At 71.4% G+C, this 15,315-nt stretch carries 8 protein-coding genes and 2 pseudogenes; 7 read left to right on the top strand and 3 right to left on the bottom strand.

Translation table 11 applies throughout. The features are described from left to right. Window positions 1-46 precede the first annotated feature (46 nt). The 4 genes and pseudogenes from ACWCPI_RS17075 (at window position 47) to yicI (ending at window position 6,691) form a co-directional block, all read left to right on the top strand. Window positions 47-2,950, top strand: a complete 2,904-nt coding sequence (locus ACWCPI_RS17075; RefSeq protein ID WP_451038868.1) for a glycoside hydrolase family 3 C-terminal domain-containing protein — start codon at window positions 47-49, stop codon at window positions 2,948-2,950. Window positions 2,951-3,159: 209 nt separating this feature from the next. Beyond that, window positions 3,160-3,663, top strand: a pseudogene (locus tag ACWCPI_RS17070) (acetylxylan esterase); the annotation flags it as partial. Between the two features lie 88 nt (window positions 3,664-3,751). Beyond that, the gene (locus ACWCPI_RS17065; protein WP_451038867.1) at window positions 3,752-4,144 is read left to right on the top strand and encodes an acetylxylan esterase; all 393 of its coding nucleotides are present in this window, start codon (window positions 3,752-3,754) and stop codon (window positions 4,142-4,144) included. A gap of 264 nt (window positions 4,145-4,408) precedes the next feature. Beyond that, on the top strand, window positions 4,409-6,691 hold the full coding sequence (gene yicI, locus ACWCPI_RS17060) for an alpha-xylosidase (protein ID WP_451038866.1): 2,283 nt from the start codon (window positions 4,409-4,411) through the stop codon (window positions 6,689-6,691). Window positions 6,692-6,778: 87 nt separating this feature from the next. Here the strand turns inward: yicI and ACWCPI_RS17055 are convergent. Continuing rightward, window positions 6,779-6,925: pseudogene (locus tag ACWCPI_RS17055) on the bottom strand (helix-turn-helix domain-containing protein); the annotation flags it as partial. Window positions 6,926-7,172: 247 nt separating this feature from the next. Between ACWCPI_RS17055 and ACWCPI_RS17050 the strand changes: the two are divergent. Both ACWCPI_RS17050 and ACWCPI_RS17045 read left to right on the top strand, forming a co-directional pair. Beyond that, window positions 7,173-8,696: an ABC transporter substrate-binding protein gene (locus ACWCPI_RS17050; RefSeq protein WP_451038865.1), complete on the top strand. Its 1,524-nt coding sequence runs from the start codon at window positions 7,173-7,175 to the stop codon at window positions 8,694-8,696. Between the two features lie 6 nt (window positions 8,697-8,702). Further along, the gene (locus ACWCPI_RS17045) at window positions 8,703-10,580 is read left to right on the top strand and encodes an ABC transporter permease subunit (protein WP_451038864.1); all 1,878 of its coding nucleotides are present in this window, start codon (window positions 8,703-8,705) and stop codon (window positions 10,578-10,580) included. On the opposite strand, the gene ACWCPI_RS17040 is transcribed toward ACWCPI_RS17045, so the two are convergent. Further along, window positions 10,516-11,415, bottom strand: coding sequence for an expansin EXLX1 family cellulose-binding protein (locus tag ACWCPI_RS17040; protein WP_451038863.1), 900 nt, complete (start codon window positions 11,413-11,415; stop codon window positions 10,516-10,518). The two genes, ACWCPI_RS17045 and ACWCPI_RS17040, sit on opposite strands and share 65 nt — an antisense overlap. A gap of 333 nt (window positions 11,416-11,748) precedes the next feature. Here ACWCPI_RS17040 and ACWCPI_RS17035 point away from each other — a divergent pair, with 333 nt between their 5' ends. Further along, the gene (locus ACWCPI_RS17035; protein WP_451038862.1) at window positions 11,749-14,181 is read left to right on the top strand and encodes a SpoIIE family protein phosphatase; all 2,433 of its coding nucleotides are present in this window, start codon (window positions 11,749-11,751) and stop codon (window positions 14,179-14,181) included. Window positions 14,182-14,799: 618 nt separating this feature from the next. Here the strand turns inward: ACWCPI_RS17035 and ACWCPI_RS17030 are convergent. Further along, the gene (locus ACWCPI_RS17030) at window positions 14,800-15,108 is read right to left on the bottom strand and encodes a hypothetical protein (RefSeq protein ID WP_451038861.1); all 309 of its coding nucleotides are present in this window, start codon (window positions 15,106-15,108) and stop codon (window positions 14,800-14,802) included. Window positions 15,109-15,315: the final 207 nt, after the last annotated feature.

The raw sequence follows: 15,315 nt of genomic DNA, 5'->3' as shown, positions 1-15,315 counted from the left end.
ATTGACAACCCATCGGAAGCGGTGGCAGCGTCGAAGCGCTTCACCAATGGCTGTCATCAACCGATGCTTCTCCCGCTCGTCGAGGAGTTCCTCCGTGGGTTCTGCCTTCCCCTCCGAAGTCGACCGGCCGCCGTTCCGTGATCCCGCGCTCCCGTGGGACAAGCGCGTCGACGACCTGTTGCAACGGCTCACGCTCGACGAGAGGATCGCGCTGCTGCACCAGTACGCGCCGTCCGTGGAGCGCCTGGGCATCGCCTCCTTCCGCACCGGCACGGAGGCGCTGCACGGCGTGGCCTGGCTCGGCGAGGCCACCGTCTTCCCGCAGGCCGTAGGGCTCGGGGCCACCTGGGACGAGGACCTCGTGCACGAGGTCGCCACAGCCGTGTCGGTGGAGATGCGCGCCTTCCACCGGCACCGCCCGCCCGCGAACGGCTCCGGCACCAACAGCCTTCAGGCGTGGGCGCCCGTGGTGAACCTGCTGCGCGATCCGCGCTGGGGCCGCAACGAGGAGGGCTACTCCGAGGACCCGCTGCACACAGGGCGGCTGGCGACGGCCTACTGCCGGGGCCTGGCAGGGGACCACCCGACATATCTGCGCGCCGCCCCGGTGCTCAAGCACTTCCTCGCCTACAACAACGAGGACGAGCGCTGTGTCACCTCCTCCGTCGTCCGGCCCCGCGTGCTGCACGAGTACGACCTGGCGGCGTTCCGCCCGGCCGTCGCCGACGGCGCGGCCACCGGCGCGATGGCGGCGTACAACCTCGTCAACGGCCGCCCCTGCCATGTCAGCCCGCTCATCGAGACGGAACTGCGGCGCTGGGCACAGCAGACCGGCCATGAGCTGTTCGTGGTCAGCGACGCCGAGGCGCCCTCCAACCTGGTCGACCCGGAGCACTACTTCGACGACCACGCCGCGGGCCACGCCGCCGCCCTGAAAGCCGGGATCGACAGCTTCACCGACCAGAACGAGGACAGCGCGACCGTGATCGGCCGGCTGCGCGAGGCGCTGGACCGCGGCCTGATCGACGAACGCGACATCGACCGGGCCGTCCGGCGCCAGCTGCAACTGCGCTTCCGGCTGGGCGAGTTCGACCCCGACCTGGACCCGTACGCGAGCATCGGTGCCGAGGTGATCGACAGCCCCGAACACCGAGCCCTCGCGCGGCGCGCCGCGACCGAGTCGGTGGTGCTGCTCAAGAACGAGGGAGCGCTGCCCCTGGCCGCGCGCAACGCACCCCGCGTGGCGGTCATCGGCCCTCTCGCCGACATGCTCTGCGAGGACTGGTACAGCGGCACCCTGCCCTACGGCGTCACGGTCGCGGCCGGGTTGCGAGCCGCCCTGACCGAGCACGGCGGCGAGGTGGTGTGCGTCGAGGGTGCCGACCGTATCGGACTGCGCTCGCGTACCGACGGCCGCCTGCTGTGCGGGACTTCCTTCGACGTGGCCGACTGGGGCGGCGGTGCGCTCACCCTCCGGGACGCCGGCACCGGCCGCTACCTCAGCCTCAAGGACGACGGCTCACTCGCGGCGGACCAGGAACGGATCAAGAGCTGGTTCGTGCACGAAGCCTTCTTCCTGGAGCCCGCCCCCGGTGGCGACCAGGAGACCGTGCTGCTGCGCAACCGCCATACGGGCCGCTACGCCGCCGTCGACCCCGCCGACGGCCGGGTGACGATGACGGCCGACAGCCCCGAGACCGCCGAGCGCTGGCGACGTGAACTGGTGCGCGACGGTCTGGCCGAGGCCCGTGCCGCCGCCGAGCAGGCCGACACCGCGATCGTCGTCCTCGGCAACCATCCGATGATCAACGGCCGCGAGACGGAGGACCGCGCGGACATCGCTCTGCCCGAGGGGCAGGAGACGCTGCTTCGCACGGTCCACGCGGTCCGCCCGCAGACGGCGCTGGTGGTGATGAGCAGCTACCCCTACGCCGTCGACTGGGCCGATGAGCACCTGCCCGCCGTGGTGTGGACCTCCCACGGCGGGCAGGAAACAGGTCACGCGCTGGCAGCCGTGCTGCTCGGCGACGCCGAGCCCGCCGGCCGACTGCCGCAGACGTGGTACCGAGGCGACGACCCGCTGCCGAAGCCGCTGGACTACGACATCATCAAGGCCGGCTGGACCTACCAGTACCACCGGGCCGCACCGCTCTACCCCTTCGGCCACGGGCTGTCCTACACCGACTTCGCCCACCGCGACCTGCGGCTGTCCCACGCCTCGATCGCCCAGGACGGCGAGGTCCGGATCACGGTGACGGTGGCCAACACCGGCGCACGGGCCGGCAGCGAACTGGTCCAGCTCTACGTCCGCGCCCTGGACGCCCGTTACGAGGCACCCCGGCAGCGCCTCGCCGACTTCCGCAAGGTCCGCCTGGAGCCGGGCGAGAGCCGGGAGCTGACCTTCCGGATGCCGGCCGAACGGCTCGCCCACTGGGACGTCGCCACCGGCGCCTTCACCGTCGACCCCGGCGACTACGAGATCACCGTCGCCCGCTCCGCCGAGCACCCGGTTCTCACCGCGCCGCTCACCGTGACCGGAACGGCCCCCGCGCCCCGCACGGTCCTCGACCGGCGCACCCTGGCCGTCGACTTCGACGATCACACGGGCGTCGAGATCGTCGACGCCACCCGCACCAGCGGTGACGCCGTCACCACGACCGACCCGGACCGGCCCGCGACGCTGCTCTTCCGTGGCGTCGATCTCACCGGCGCCGTCCGCGTGGAGGCCGAGACCGCCCGCGAGGACGCGCGGGCCGGTGCGGCCCGGCTGGAACTGCGGGCCGGCGACCGGCTGCTGGCCGAGATCGGCGTGCCCGTCAGCGGTGACCGCCACACCTGGACGACCTGCGCGGCCGAGCTCGCCACCCCGCCCGAGGGCGCCCACGACCTCACGCTGACGCTGCACGGCGCCTTCCGGCTGGCCGCCTTCAGCCTCGTCACATCCGACTGAGACCGCACTTCCACCCGTATCCGCACGCCACCCGTACCCGCGCCCCCACCCGTACCCGCACCCCCACCGTCCCCCTACCCGCACCCCCACCGTCCCCCTACCCGCACCCGTGCGAAGGGCGGCCCGCCCGAAACGGCGGGCCGCCACCCGGCCCGGCCGGTGCGGCACCGAACCACCCCCCGACAACGCCTCACCCGGAGGAAGCGCCCATGCCGCTCACTGACTTCGGCCCGGCCGAACTCGACGGCTACCGGCCGCAATCGCCCGCCCCGAAGGACTTCGACGCCTTCTGGCAGCGAACGCTCGCCGAGGCCCGGTCGCACGACGAGGCGGTCAAGGCGGAGCAGGTCACCTCCCAGCACCTGCTGCGCACCGTCGAGGTCGACGACGTGCGCTTCCCCGGCTGGCGTGGTGAGCCCGTGGCCGCCTGGCTGCTGCGCCCGCGCGATGCCGCCGGACCGCTGCCGGTCGTCGTCACCTACATCGGTTACAGCGGCGGACGCGGACTGCCCACCGACCACCTGCTCTGGCCCTCCGCCGGCTACGCCCAGCTCGTCGTCGACAGCCGCGGCCAGGGGCACGACACCCCGGACCCGGGCGAGGGCGACGGCACCCAGTGGGTGAAGGGCTTCATGACCCGTGGGATCGAATCGCCCGACCACTACTACTACCGGCGCCTGATGACCGACTGCGTGCGCGCCGTCGACGCCGTCGCGCAGTTGCCCGGACTGGACACCCGGCGGATCGTGCTGGCCGGCGGCAGCCAGGGGGGGCGGCCTGGCACTCGCCGTCGCCGGCCTCATGGGGGACCGCGTCGCGGCGGTGCTGACGGACGTCCCGTTCCTGTGCCACTTCCGCCGTGCCGTGCAGATCAGCGGCGAGGGCCCGTACCCGGAGATCACCGAGTACCTGCGCTGGCACAGCCGCCACCGGGTGGAGGAGACCTTCACCACCCTCGACTACTTCGACGGTGTCCACTTCGCCCAACGAGCCACCGCTCCGGCACTGTTCAGCGTCGGTCTGATGGACCCGGTCTGCCCGCCCTCCACGGTCTACGCCGCCTTCAACCACTACGCGGGCGAGGACCGCACCATGACCGTGTGGCCGTTCGCCGACCACAGCGGCGGCTGCGGCTCCAACCCGCCCACCCAACTGGCCTGGCTGCACCGGCACGGCCTGGCACCGGAGCTCTGAGCAGCGTGCCTTTCGCGTCCGGGCCCTCGGCGGGTCCGTTCCCCGAACCCCACGCCGGTTCCGCTTCGGCCCCACGATCACAGCCCACCACAACCACCGGTTCTCGACCGCCCGGCGCCGCCTGCACCCCCAGGACACCGGGCCGGTCGACGCCGAGGGCCCGGACCACCACGACCAACTGATCGAGGAAGCGCCCAAGGACCGTCACCACTGGTTCCGGCGCCTGATCACCGCGCACCGCGCGCGGACGGAGGAATCCACCCGATGAAGTTCACCGACGGCTACTGGCTGATGCGTCCGGGCATCACCGCGCGCTACGCAACCGAAGTCGCCGACGTCCGGGCCGACGAGCACCGGATGACCCTCTACGCGCCGGTGAAGCAGGTGCTCAATCGAGGCGGCATGCTCAACAGCCCGCTGCTGACCGTCGAGTGCTGGTCGCCTGCGGACGGCGTGATCGGGGTGCGCGCCACCCACCACGCCGGTTCGATGCGGCACGGGCCGGAGTTCACGCTGCCGGGCACCCAGCCGGACGCCGGAAAGGTGCGCCGGGACGGCGCGGTGGTCGAGCTCAGCGCCGGTGAGCTGTCGCTGCGAGTGGACACCTCCCAGCCGTGGCACCTGGAGTTCACCGCCGGCGGGCGGGTGCTGACCTCCATGGGCGAGCGCGGCACCGGCTTCGTCACCGACGCCGACGGACGGCACTTCATGCTCGGACAACTCTCGCTGGACGTGGGGGAGCTGGTGTACGGGCTGGGGGAGCGGTTCACCCCGTTCGTCAAGAACGGTCAGGTGGTGGACATCTGGCAGGCCGACGGCGGCACCAGCAGCGAGCAGGCGTACAAGAACATCCCCTTCCATCTGACCAACCGCGGCTACGGCGTCTTCGTCAACCACCCGGGCAAGGTCAGCTACGAGATCGGCTCCGAGTCGGTCGGGCAGGTCCAGTTCAGCGTCGAGGACCAGTCGCTGGAGTTCTTCGTCGTCCACGGCCCGACCCCCAAGCAGATCCTGGAGCGCTACACCGCGCTGACCGGACGCCCCGCGCTGCCCCCGGCCTGGGCGCTGGGCCTGTGGCTGACCACGTCCTTCACCACCGACTACGACGAGGCCACCGTCAACCGCTTCGTCGACGGCATGGCCGAGCGCGGCATCCCGCTGAGCGTCTTCCACTTCGACTGCTTCTGGATGCGCGGCTATCAGTGGTGCGACTTCGACTGGGACGACGAGACCTTCCCCGACCCGGCCGGCATGCTGAGCAGGCTCAGGGAGCGGGGACTGAAGGTCTCGGCCTGGATCAACCCGTACATCGCGCAGAAATCGGCGCTGTTCGAGGAAGGCATGCGCGAGGGCCACCTGGTGCGGCGTCCGGACGGCAGCGTGTGGCAGTGGGACCTGTGGCAGCCCGGCATGGCCCTGGTGGACTTCACGAACCCGGCCGCGCGCGAGTGGTACCTCGGCAAACTCAAGACGCTGCTCGACCAGGGCGTGGACTGCTTCAAGACCGACTTCGGCGAGCGCATCCCCACCGATGTCGTCTGGCACGACGGCTCCGACCCCGAGCGGATGCACAACTACTACACCCACCTCTACAACCAGGCCGTCTTCGAACTGCTGCGCGCCGAGCGCGGCGACGGCGAGGCGCTGCTGTTCGCCCGCTCCGCCACGGCCGGCGGCCAGCAGTACCCGGTCCACTGGGGCGGCGACTGCGAGTCCCACTTCAAGGCCATGGCCGAGTCCCTGCGCGGCGGGCTCTCCCTCGGCCTGTCCGGCTTCGGCTTCTGGAGCCACGACATCGGCGGCTTCGAAGGCACCCCGACACCGGCCGTGTTCAAGCGCTGGGTGCAGTTCGGGCTGCTCTCCTCGCACAGTCGCCTGCACGGCAGCAAGTCGTACCGCGTGCCGTGGGACTACGGGGAGGAAGCCGTCGACGTCACCCGTGAGTTCACCCTGCTCAAGCACCGGCTCGCCCCGTACCTCCAGCGCGCCGCGCAACAGGCGCACACCTCCGGTGTCCCGGTGATGCGCGCCATGGTGCTGGAGTTCCCCGACGATCCCGCCGCCGCCACCCTCGACCGGCAGTACATGCTCGGCGACGACCTGCTCGTGGCCCCGGTCTTCACCGACGACGGCACGGTCGAGTACTACGTGCCGGAGGGAACGTGGACCAATGTGCTGACAGGTGCTCAGGTCACCGGCCCGCGCTGGGTCCGCGAGCAGCACGGCTTCCACACCCTGCCGCTGCTGGCCCGCCCGGACTCGGTCATCCCGCTGGCCGCCGACGACCGGCACCCGGTCTCCGCCTGGGCGGACGGCGTCGAACTGCGGGTGCACGCCTTCGCCGACGGCGCCGAACGCACGGTCGTGATCCCCAGCCCGGACGGCCCCGGCGAGACGGCCCGCTTCGACATCCGCCGCGAGGGAGACCGCCTCCACGTCACGACCGACAGCCCACACCCGTGGCGACTGCGGATCGGAGGTCCTGAGGGCACCGTGCACACCGACACCGCGGGGCGGGCGACGACCGAGTTGCGCTTCGAGGACTGAGCCTCCCCGCCATCAGCGGTCCGCTGCCGTCAGCCGTCGGGTAGCTCGGCCGTAGCCGTCCGCCGTCCGGCCGCACCGGGATCCGCGTCAGCCGGCTCGCCACACGTCGAGTGCCGTGAGAGCCACGTGGAGCTCGGTGCGCTGGTCCCCCGATTCGAGATCACGGGCGAGGAGACGCTCGATGGTGCGCAGCCGTGGGTACATCGTCTCGCGGGAGAGGCCGCCCCGGCGGGCCCGGCTCGCGGCATGGGCAAAAGCCTGATCATGGGCCGGCTGGGGCGAGGTGAGCCCGATTCCGGCCATGGTGGAGCGATCCGTTCGCGGACGTCAGGGAGCTGTCGTACGTCGCCGCGATCTCGGTAGTTGAGAATTCACCCACCCAGCTAGATCAAGTAAGGCTTGCCTTATATGCTGGCGGAGCCCGCACCGCCGTCCGTGCTGTGCAGGGCCCGGACCCCCTCTCTCGCATGACAGGACACCCATGCGTACGACCTCCCGCGGTCTCCTCCTGACGCTTGCTCTCACCCCGCTGCTGGCCGGATGTTTCGTGTCGAGCGAACCCGGCTCCGGTTCGGGCGCGGGAGGCGGCTCGGCCGGGCGGCTGCGGATCGCGCTCGCGGTACCGCCGGTGCAGGCGCTGTCCCCCTACAGCAACGACGCCACCGTGCTCAGCAAGCTCTCCGTGGCCGAAGGACTCACCGCCCTGGACAGGAACGGCACCGCCGTGCCCGCGCTGGCGAAGTCCTGGAAGCAGGTCGACCCGACCACCTGGAGCTTCGAGCTGCGCAAGGCCACCTTCCAGGACGGCACGCCGTTCACCGCCGAGTCCGTCGTCCTGGCCCTCGACCACGCGGACGCCGCGCAGCCCAAGCCCCGTGTCCTCAGCGACGTCACCCTCACCGCGAAGGCCGACGACGCCGACACCGTCACCATCGGTACCAAGGCCGCCGATCCGGTGCTCCCGCTGCGCCTGGCCAGCCCGGCACTGGCCGTTCTCTCCGCCAAGGCGTACGGCAAGGACGGCAGCGCCAGCCCGATCGGAACCGGAACCGGGCCCTTCAAGATCACGAGGCTCAGCGGCAAGTCCAAGGCCGCCCTCGACCGTTACGACGGCTACTGGGGCGGCAAGGCCGAGGCGTCCGGCGTCGACGTCACCTGGATAGCCGACGGCACCGCCCGCGCCAACGCCCTGCGCGGCGGCGCCGTCGACATCGCCGAGTGGATTCCCACCGCCCAGGCGAAGCTGCTGGACGCGAAAACCCGTCACGAAGTGCCCTCCGTACGGACCGACAGCCTGATCCTCAACACCGGCAACGGCATGTTCACCGACCCGGCGCTGCGCGCGGCGGCCCGCGAGGCCGTGGACGGCTCCGCGCTCGTCGACTCCGTCTTCGGCGGGTACGCCGACCCCGCGCGGGGCCTGTTCGGGCCCGCCGTGCCCTGGGCCGCCGACAAGCGCGTCCAGGTCACCGGCCGCGCCGAAGCCGCCACTACGGCACAGGTCAAGTCCGGCACGAAGGGCAAGACCCTGCGCCTGGCCACCTACACCAACCGCGCGGAACTGCCCGAGGCCGCGACCGTGCTCCAACAGCAGCTGGAGCAGGCCGGCTTCACCGTGAAGCAGGACGTCCGCGAGTACACGCAGATGGAAGCCGACCTCCTCGCCGGCAAGTACGACGCCCTCGTCTTCTCCCGGGTGACGCTCCTCGACACCGGTGACGCGGTCGCCTACCTGGCGAGCGACTTCACGAGCGACGGGGTCTACAACATCGCCCGTCTGAAGGATTCCAAGGCGGACCAGGCCATCAAGTCCGCCGCGGCGGAAGACGACGTGACGAAGCGACAGCAGGAGGTCATGGCCGCAGAGGCGCGGATCCTGCGCACCGACGCCGTCGTGCCGCTGGTCCACGAGAAGGTCGTCCAGGGCATCGCGACCGACGTCGAGGGTGTGCTCCTCGACCCGCGCGAGCGCTCTCTGATCGACGTCGACACCCACCTGAAGTAGCGGCAGATGAGCGTCACGTCGGCCGGTACCGAGGCCGGCCCGTCCCGGTGGCGCGTGGGTCTCGGCCGCCTCGCCGCCGGGGCCGCGCTGCTGACGGCCGTCGCCATGCTGCCCTGGCTGTCCGGCAACGACCCCGCGCTGACCGTCCTGCGGGCCCGTTCCGCCGACCAGGACCCGACTGCGGAGCAACTGGCCGTGATTCGGGAGCAACTGGGGCTGGACGAGGGGCCGTTCGCGCATCTCGCGCACTGGCTGGGCGGGCTGCCGCGGGGCGACGCGGGCACCTCCTGGGTGTCAGGTGAGGCGGTGCTGCCCCAGGTGACGAACGCCCTCGCGGTCTCCGTCACGCTGATGCTCGGGGCGCTCGCGGTCACCGTCGCGGTCGCCGCGCTGGCCAGTGCCCGCACCCTGTATCTCGGATCCCGGCGGCGGCTGCAGCGGGGGAGCGGCGCGATCGGTGTCGCCGTCCTCGCCGCGCTGCCCAAGTTCCTGCTCGCCTCGCTCCTCGCCACCGTGTGCGGGGTGTGGCTGGGCTGGTTCCCGTCCAGTGGATGGGAGGGACCGGCGTCGATGGTGCTGCCGGCACTCGCCCTCGGTGTCCCGTCCGGGGCGGTCATCGGCGGTCTGCTCGACCAGTCGCTGCCGGCCGCCTTCAGCGAGCCGTGGGCCCGGACCTGGCGGGCCTGCGGATTCGCACCCGGCCGTGTCGCCCGGCACGCGCTGCGCCGCGCGTTGGCCGGAGTGCTCCCGCAGCTCCTGCCGAGCGTGGTGGGCCTGGTCGGCGGTGCCGTCGCGGTGGAGAGGATCTTCAACATTCCCGGGCTCGGCCGCCTCGCCCTGGACGCCGCCATCGCCCAGGACCTGCCACCCCTGCAGACCGCCACCCTGGCCCTCATCCTGCTCGGCGCCGTCGCCGGTGTCCTCATCCAGGCCCTGCGCCGCGCCCTGCTCGGCCCGGCCCTGCGGGACGGGGCCCTGGCCACGTCGCACACACCGGCCGCTGCCCGAGGACGTTTCACCCGCTGGGCCGCCGCGGTCTGCGCACTCGCGCTGCTCGCTCTGATCACCGCCGGACTGCTCCGCGATCCGCTCCACGTGGACACCGCGGCCCGGCTGCTCCCGCCCTCGACCGCACACCCGATGGGAACGGACGCGCTCGGCCGCGATCTGCTGGCCCGGCTGGGCCATGGCGCGCTGCGCACGGTGGGCGTGGCCCTCGTGGTCACCGCGGTGTGCACGCTCACCGGCCTGTTGCTCGGCATGGCGGCGCAGGTCGGCGCGGGGCTCACCGAGGTCGTGTCGACGATGCCGGCGGTACTCGCCGGACTGCTGACGACCGCGGTGACCGGCCCGTCGGTCTGGGGTGCCGCCCTGGCCGTCTGCCTGGTCGGCTGGACCCCGTACGCCGCCCAGGCCGCCGCGCTGCTCCAGCAGGAACGAGCCAGCGGTCACATGCTCGCGTCCATATCCTTCGGCGCCGGCCCCGGATACCTGCTCCGCTACCACCTGCTCCCCGCCGTACTGCCCGGCGTCCTGCGCAACGCCCTGCTGCGCCTGCCCACCACGGTCCTCGTACTGGCCTCCCTCGGCTTCCTCGGCCTGGGCGAGCAGCCGCCCACCGCGGAGTGGGGGCGCCTGCTGTCGGAGAACCAGCCGTACGTCGAGCTGGCGCCCTGGACCGTCCTGGGCCCGGCGTGCGCACTCGTCCTGCTGTCCGTGCTCGCGGTCTCCGGCACGGACGCCGTGGCGGTGCGCGGCCAGGCGTCCGTCCGGACGTCCCGTCGGTCCCGTGGGAAGGGCGTGCCGACGCAGGACGGGGTCAGTGCCGGGCGAACTGGACCCCGGCCGGCTGCACGACGTTCGGCCGCAGCGCGATCCCGGTGATGGTCAGTCGTTCTCCGTAGATGTCGGTGATCCTGATCGTCTTGCCGCACCCGCTGCCGTCGGCGGAAAGGAAGTAGTTGTACTCGGTGCGCGGCAACTGCCGCCAGCCGCCACCGGTCCGGACCTCCAGACGCGCGACCGGGTTCCGGTGGCCGATCGCCTGGATGCCGCACCAGTAGGCGCTGGAGCCGGTCTTGTACCTGATGGAGATGGCGCCGGTGGTGCTCGGGCTCACCAGCTGCCAGGTGATCGGGATCCGGCCCACCTTGAGGTCGGCGAGCTCGGCGAACGCCTCCTGGCTGAGGTCGAGTTGGCCGGGCGCGCAGGGCAGGGGGCACTCGTTGGTGATCCGTACCGTGATCGACTTGCCGTTGGCCGCGCGGACGAGCACGTACGCGCCGCAGGCCCTGGACGTCTCGTAGTCCGTGGTGTTCATGGCGGCGACCATCAGGTCGGGACTCGGGCCGAACAGGCAGGCGCCGTCGCCGTCCTCGGCCTCGTACGCGGTGGCGACCCCGGTGTAGGTGGTGCCGGGCCGGATCCGCCCCGCCGACGATGCCGTGGTGGACGCCGGTTGCGGGGACCGCGAGGTGGTCTTGGCCGACGGCCGTGCCGAGGCGGTGCTCGCGGTGGCCTTCGGACTCGAACTGCTGCTCGCGGTCGGTGTCCCCGACGGGGGCGGGGTGCTGGTGTCGGGCGGTGTGGTGGCCCTCACCCGGGTCGTGGCGACCGGCGATGCCGCGGCAGGCCCTGCCTCTTCCTTCCGGTCGGGAAGCAATCCGATGACCAGGCAGGCGAGCAGGGCGGCGGTCACCGCCACCGTGGTGCCCAGCATGAGCCTGCGTCTGTGTCTGCGCTGCCTCGCGGCCTGCCTCACTGTGGTCATGTGCGTCCGTTCGGAAGATCGATTCGATGATGGTGCACCGGTGAGTGGCCGCACGAGACGAAAAGGTTGCCGCCAGCGGCACAAGATCTGCGGGGCCGCGGTCGACGCCGGAACCGGATCAGCCCCTGTCCGGACCGGGCGGGCGACGAACAGGTCCACCTGCTGATCGGGACACAGCCGGTTGAAGGGGGTGGGCGGTGGCGCGATGCTGGAGGCAGCCCGCGTGAGGGGCGACGCAGCGTCGTGCTGACCGGCTGCATGAACGAGGTCGTGGTAACGCCCATGGACAACGAACCCGACACGACCGACGGGGCGAGGGGTGCGGGAGCACCGGAGGACTTCGCCGTCGTCATCGACGGCCGCGGAGCCGTCACGGCGTGGAGCGCCGGAGCGCGGCGACTGCTCGGATACGACTCCCAGGAGGTGGTCGGCCGCCCTGCCGCCTACCTGCTCGCGGGCAAGCTGCCCGTCGCGTTGCGGCGTCACCTGTCGGCCGGGCAGCCGTGGACGGGCGATGTGTCGCTGCGGAAACGGGACGGAGACCGCGTCAAGGTGCAGCTTCGGGGCACGCCACTGGCGTACGCGGACGGCGGGATCCCATGGGTCGTCACACCGGCGGCGCCGACCTACCCTGCCGCGCCGGGCGAGGCGGGGACGGCGCAGCTGTGGGACCTCGCGCTCGCACAGCTCCCGGTGCCCGTGGCCGTCTACGACCATGAGGCGCGGTTCGTGGCCTGCAACCAGGTGATGAGCCGTGCCATGGGCCTCACACCGGAGGAGATGCGCGGCCTGACCTTGTGGGAGATCTATCCCGTCCCGCCGCTGGACGAGATCGACCGCCTGCAGCGGCAGGTGGTGCGCACCGGTGAGATGATCTTCCGCGAGGAGCAGCCCTTCCGGGCCTCCGGGGAGATCCGCGATCACGCGTGGTCGGTCTACCTCTCTCCGCTGAAGGACCGGGCGGGCGCGGTGCTGGGACTGTCGGCACTGGTGATCGACATCACCGAGCAGTACTGGGCCCGGCGCCGTCTGGCGGTGCTCAACGAGGCGAGTACCCGCATCGGCAACACCCTGGACGTGACCCGGACGACCGAGGAACTGGCCGAGGTGGCCGTGAGCGGGTTCGCCGACTTCGTCACCGTCGACCTGCTGGAGTCGGTCGTCCAGGGGCACGAACCGCAACCGATACCGCCCGACACGCCGGTGCAGTGCCGCCGTACCGCGCAACGCTCGGTGCTCTCGGGCTGCCCGGAGTCCGTGGTCCGGACGGGCGACGTCGACGTCTACCCGCCCGGCTCACCACCGGCACAGGCGCTGATCACCGGCCGGGGGGCCCACTACCGTGCGGGAGACCCGCGGCTCGGCGCGTGGTCGACGGCTTCCCCGGCCCGGGCCGAGAGCATGAGACGGTTCAGGATCCACTCGGTGATGATGGTGCCACTGCGTGCCCGGGGCGTCACCCTGGGCGTGATGCACCTGCTACGGCACCGTACGGCGGACGCCTTCGCCGAGGACGACCTGACGCTCGCCGAGGAGATCGCCGCCAGGGCGGCCGTGAGTATCGACAACGCCCGCCGCTACACCCGCGAGCGCCGGACCGCGCTCACCCTCCAGCGCAGTCTGCTGCCCGAGCGGCTGCCCCGAGCACAGGCCGTGGACCTTGCCCACCGCTACCTCCCCGCCGGTCCGGGGGACGAGATCGGCGGAGACTGGTTCGACGTCATCGCGCTGTCCGGAGGACGGGTCGCGCTGGTCGTGGGCGACGTCGTGGGCCACGGCGTGCACGCCTCGGCCACGATGGGTCGCCTGCGCACCGCGGTACGGACCCTCGCCGACGCCGACTTCGCACCCGACGAGCTGCTCACGCGGCTGGACGACCTGGTCATCCGCCTCGACCGGGAGGAAGGCCCCGACACCCGGGGGCGGGCGGAAGGAGCCTCGGGAGAGGTCGGTGCCACATGCCTCTACGCCGTCTACGACCCCGTCGCCGGCCGATGCGACCTGGCCCGCGCCGGGCATCCGCCGCCCGTCCTGGTGGATCCCGACGGCACCGTACACGTCCTGGACCTGCCCCCCGGGCCACCGCTCGGCCTCGGCGGACTGCCCTTCGAGGCCGCCCGGGTCGATGTGAGCGAGGGCAGCCTGCTCGCCCTCTACACCGACGGCCTGATCGAGGCCCCAGGCCGGGACATCGACGTCGGACTGGAACTGCTGACCGAAGCGCTGCGCGGCCCCACCGCCGGCCTGGAGGAAGCCTGCGACGAGGTCATGCGCAAGGTACGGCCCGACCCGCCCGCCGACGACATCGTCCTGCTCCTGGCCCGCACCCGCGGGCTCGGCGCGCAACAGGTACGCACCTGGCAACTGCCCGTGGACCCAGCGGCCGTCGCGGGGGCCCGCCGGATGGCGAGCGAACAACTGGCTGCCTGGGGACTGGCCGAGTTCGAGTTCCCCACCGAGCTGATCGTCAGTGAGCTGGTCACCAACGCCATCCGATACGGCGACGCCCCCGTCGAACTGCGGCTCATCCGTGCCGACGTGCTCATCTGCGAAGTCTCCGACGGCAGCAGTACCGCCCCGCACCTGCGGCGGGCCCGCGTCTTCGACGAGGGCGGACGCGGACTGCTGCTCGTCGCCCAGGTCGCCGAGCGCTGGGGCAGCCGCCACACCGCCGCGGGCAAGACGATCTGGGCCGAACAACCTCTGCCGCACTGAGCGAATCGTGCCTCGAGAAGAAGCCCAGCTTCTTCGGCGAGTACGACACCCGAAGGTTCTTCGTCTGCTGGTGGTACAGCGGTTGCACCCAAGCTGACCAGGGGAAATAGCAGTTGGTGCGGCTCGCTGGAGGGGTCTGGTCCGGAAATGGTCCGGATCTTGGTCCGTCTCGGCTTGCGCAAGGTGTTGCTGCTGGGCGGGGCCTCCTCGGACCGGCGCTGTGATCGGTAGTGCGACGAGCTGGATTCCGCCGGGGACCTCCCCCGTTTGCCGAGCACGGGTCGGCGGGTTCAGATGTCCAGGCGGCGGCGCCGGGTAGGCCATTGAGGAAGTCGGTCGCCTTTCGGCCTTCGGCGGTAAATGAGTCGCAGCGGAACCGTTCGGACGCCACGGCGGCGGAAGCAGGAGCGGCAACCAGGAGCAGGGCGGCGCTCACCCCGGCGGACGACGCAGCACGCCGCCCTGCAGCAGATCTCCTGTCCCGTCGTGCTCGCTGCTGACGCTGGTAGCGCCTGGTGACCACGTGATTCCGATGAATCTTTGACCAACACCTGAGTTCAGGCGCTAATGTGCCGACATCACCATAGAAGCAGGGGAACTTACGTGAATCTTGACCCGTCACAGCTCTTCGACGACTCGGTCACCTGGCTCCTCCAGGCCCTCAAGGCCGGCACGGGCGAGGGCATCAAGGCTGCTGTAGCGCGGTGGTTCTCCCGGGGGGACGATGATGCCGAGCAAACCGTCCTCAGCCGCCTGGACCGCACGGCTGACGTGCTTGGCGCTGCTCCCGAAGGTCCGGAAGGCGAGGGCGTACTCAATAGTCAGCATGAGCGTTGGGTCGGCCGGTTCGAGGATGCCTACAGTGACTGGGACGGCGACCAACAAGCAGTTGCTCTTGAGGAGTTGAGGTCTCTCCTTGAGGAGCACGCACGGGCCGTTGGCGCGCAGTCGGGCGACGGTGGAGTCTCAGTGGCCGGAAACATGAGTATCAAAGCCGAAGGCGGTTCCATCGCTGCAGCCGTCATTAACGGCGGAGCAAGCATCGGCTCCCCTTCCTAGCCGACTTCGGCACAGAGCTGAACGAAGCCACGGCCACCTCCAGCCAGGCGCCAGCATTTCCGGGCCTGGCTCAGC

It is taken from the genome of Streptomyces sp. NPDC001920 (assembly GCF_053594495.1).
This window is presented reverse-complemented; position numbering and strand designations above follow the sequence as displayed.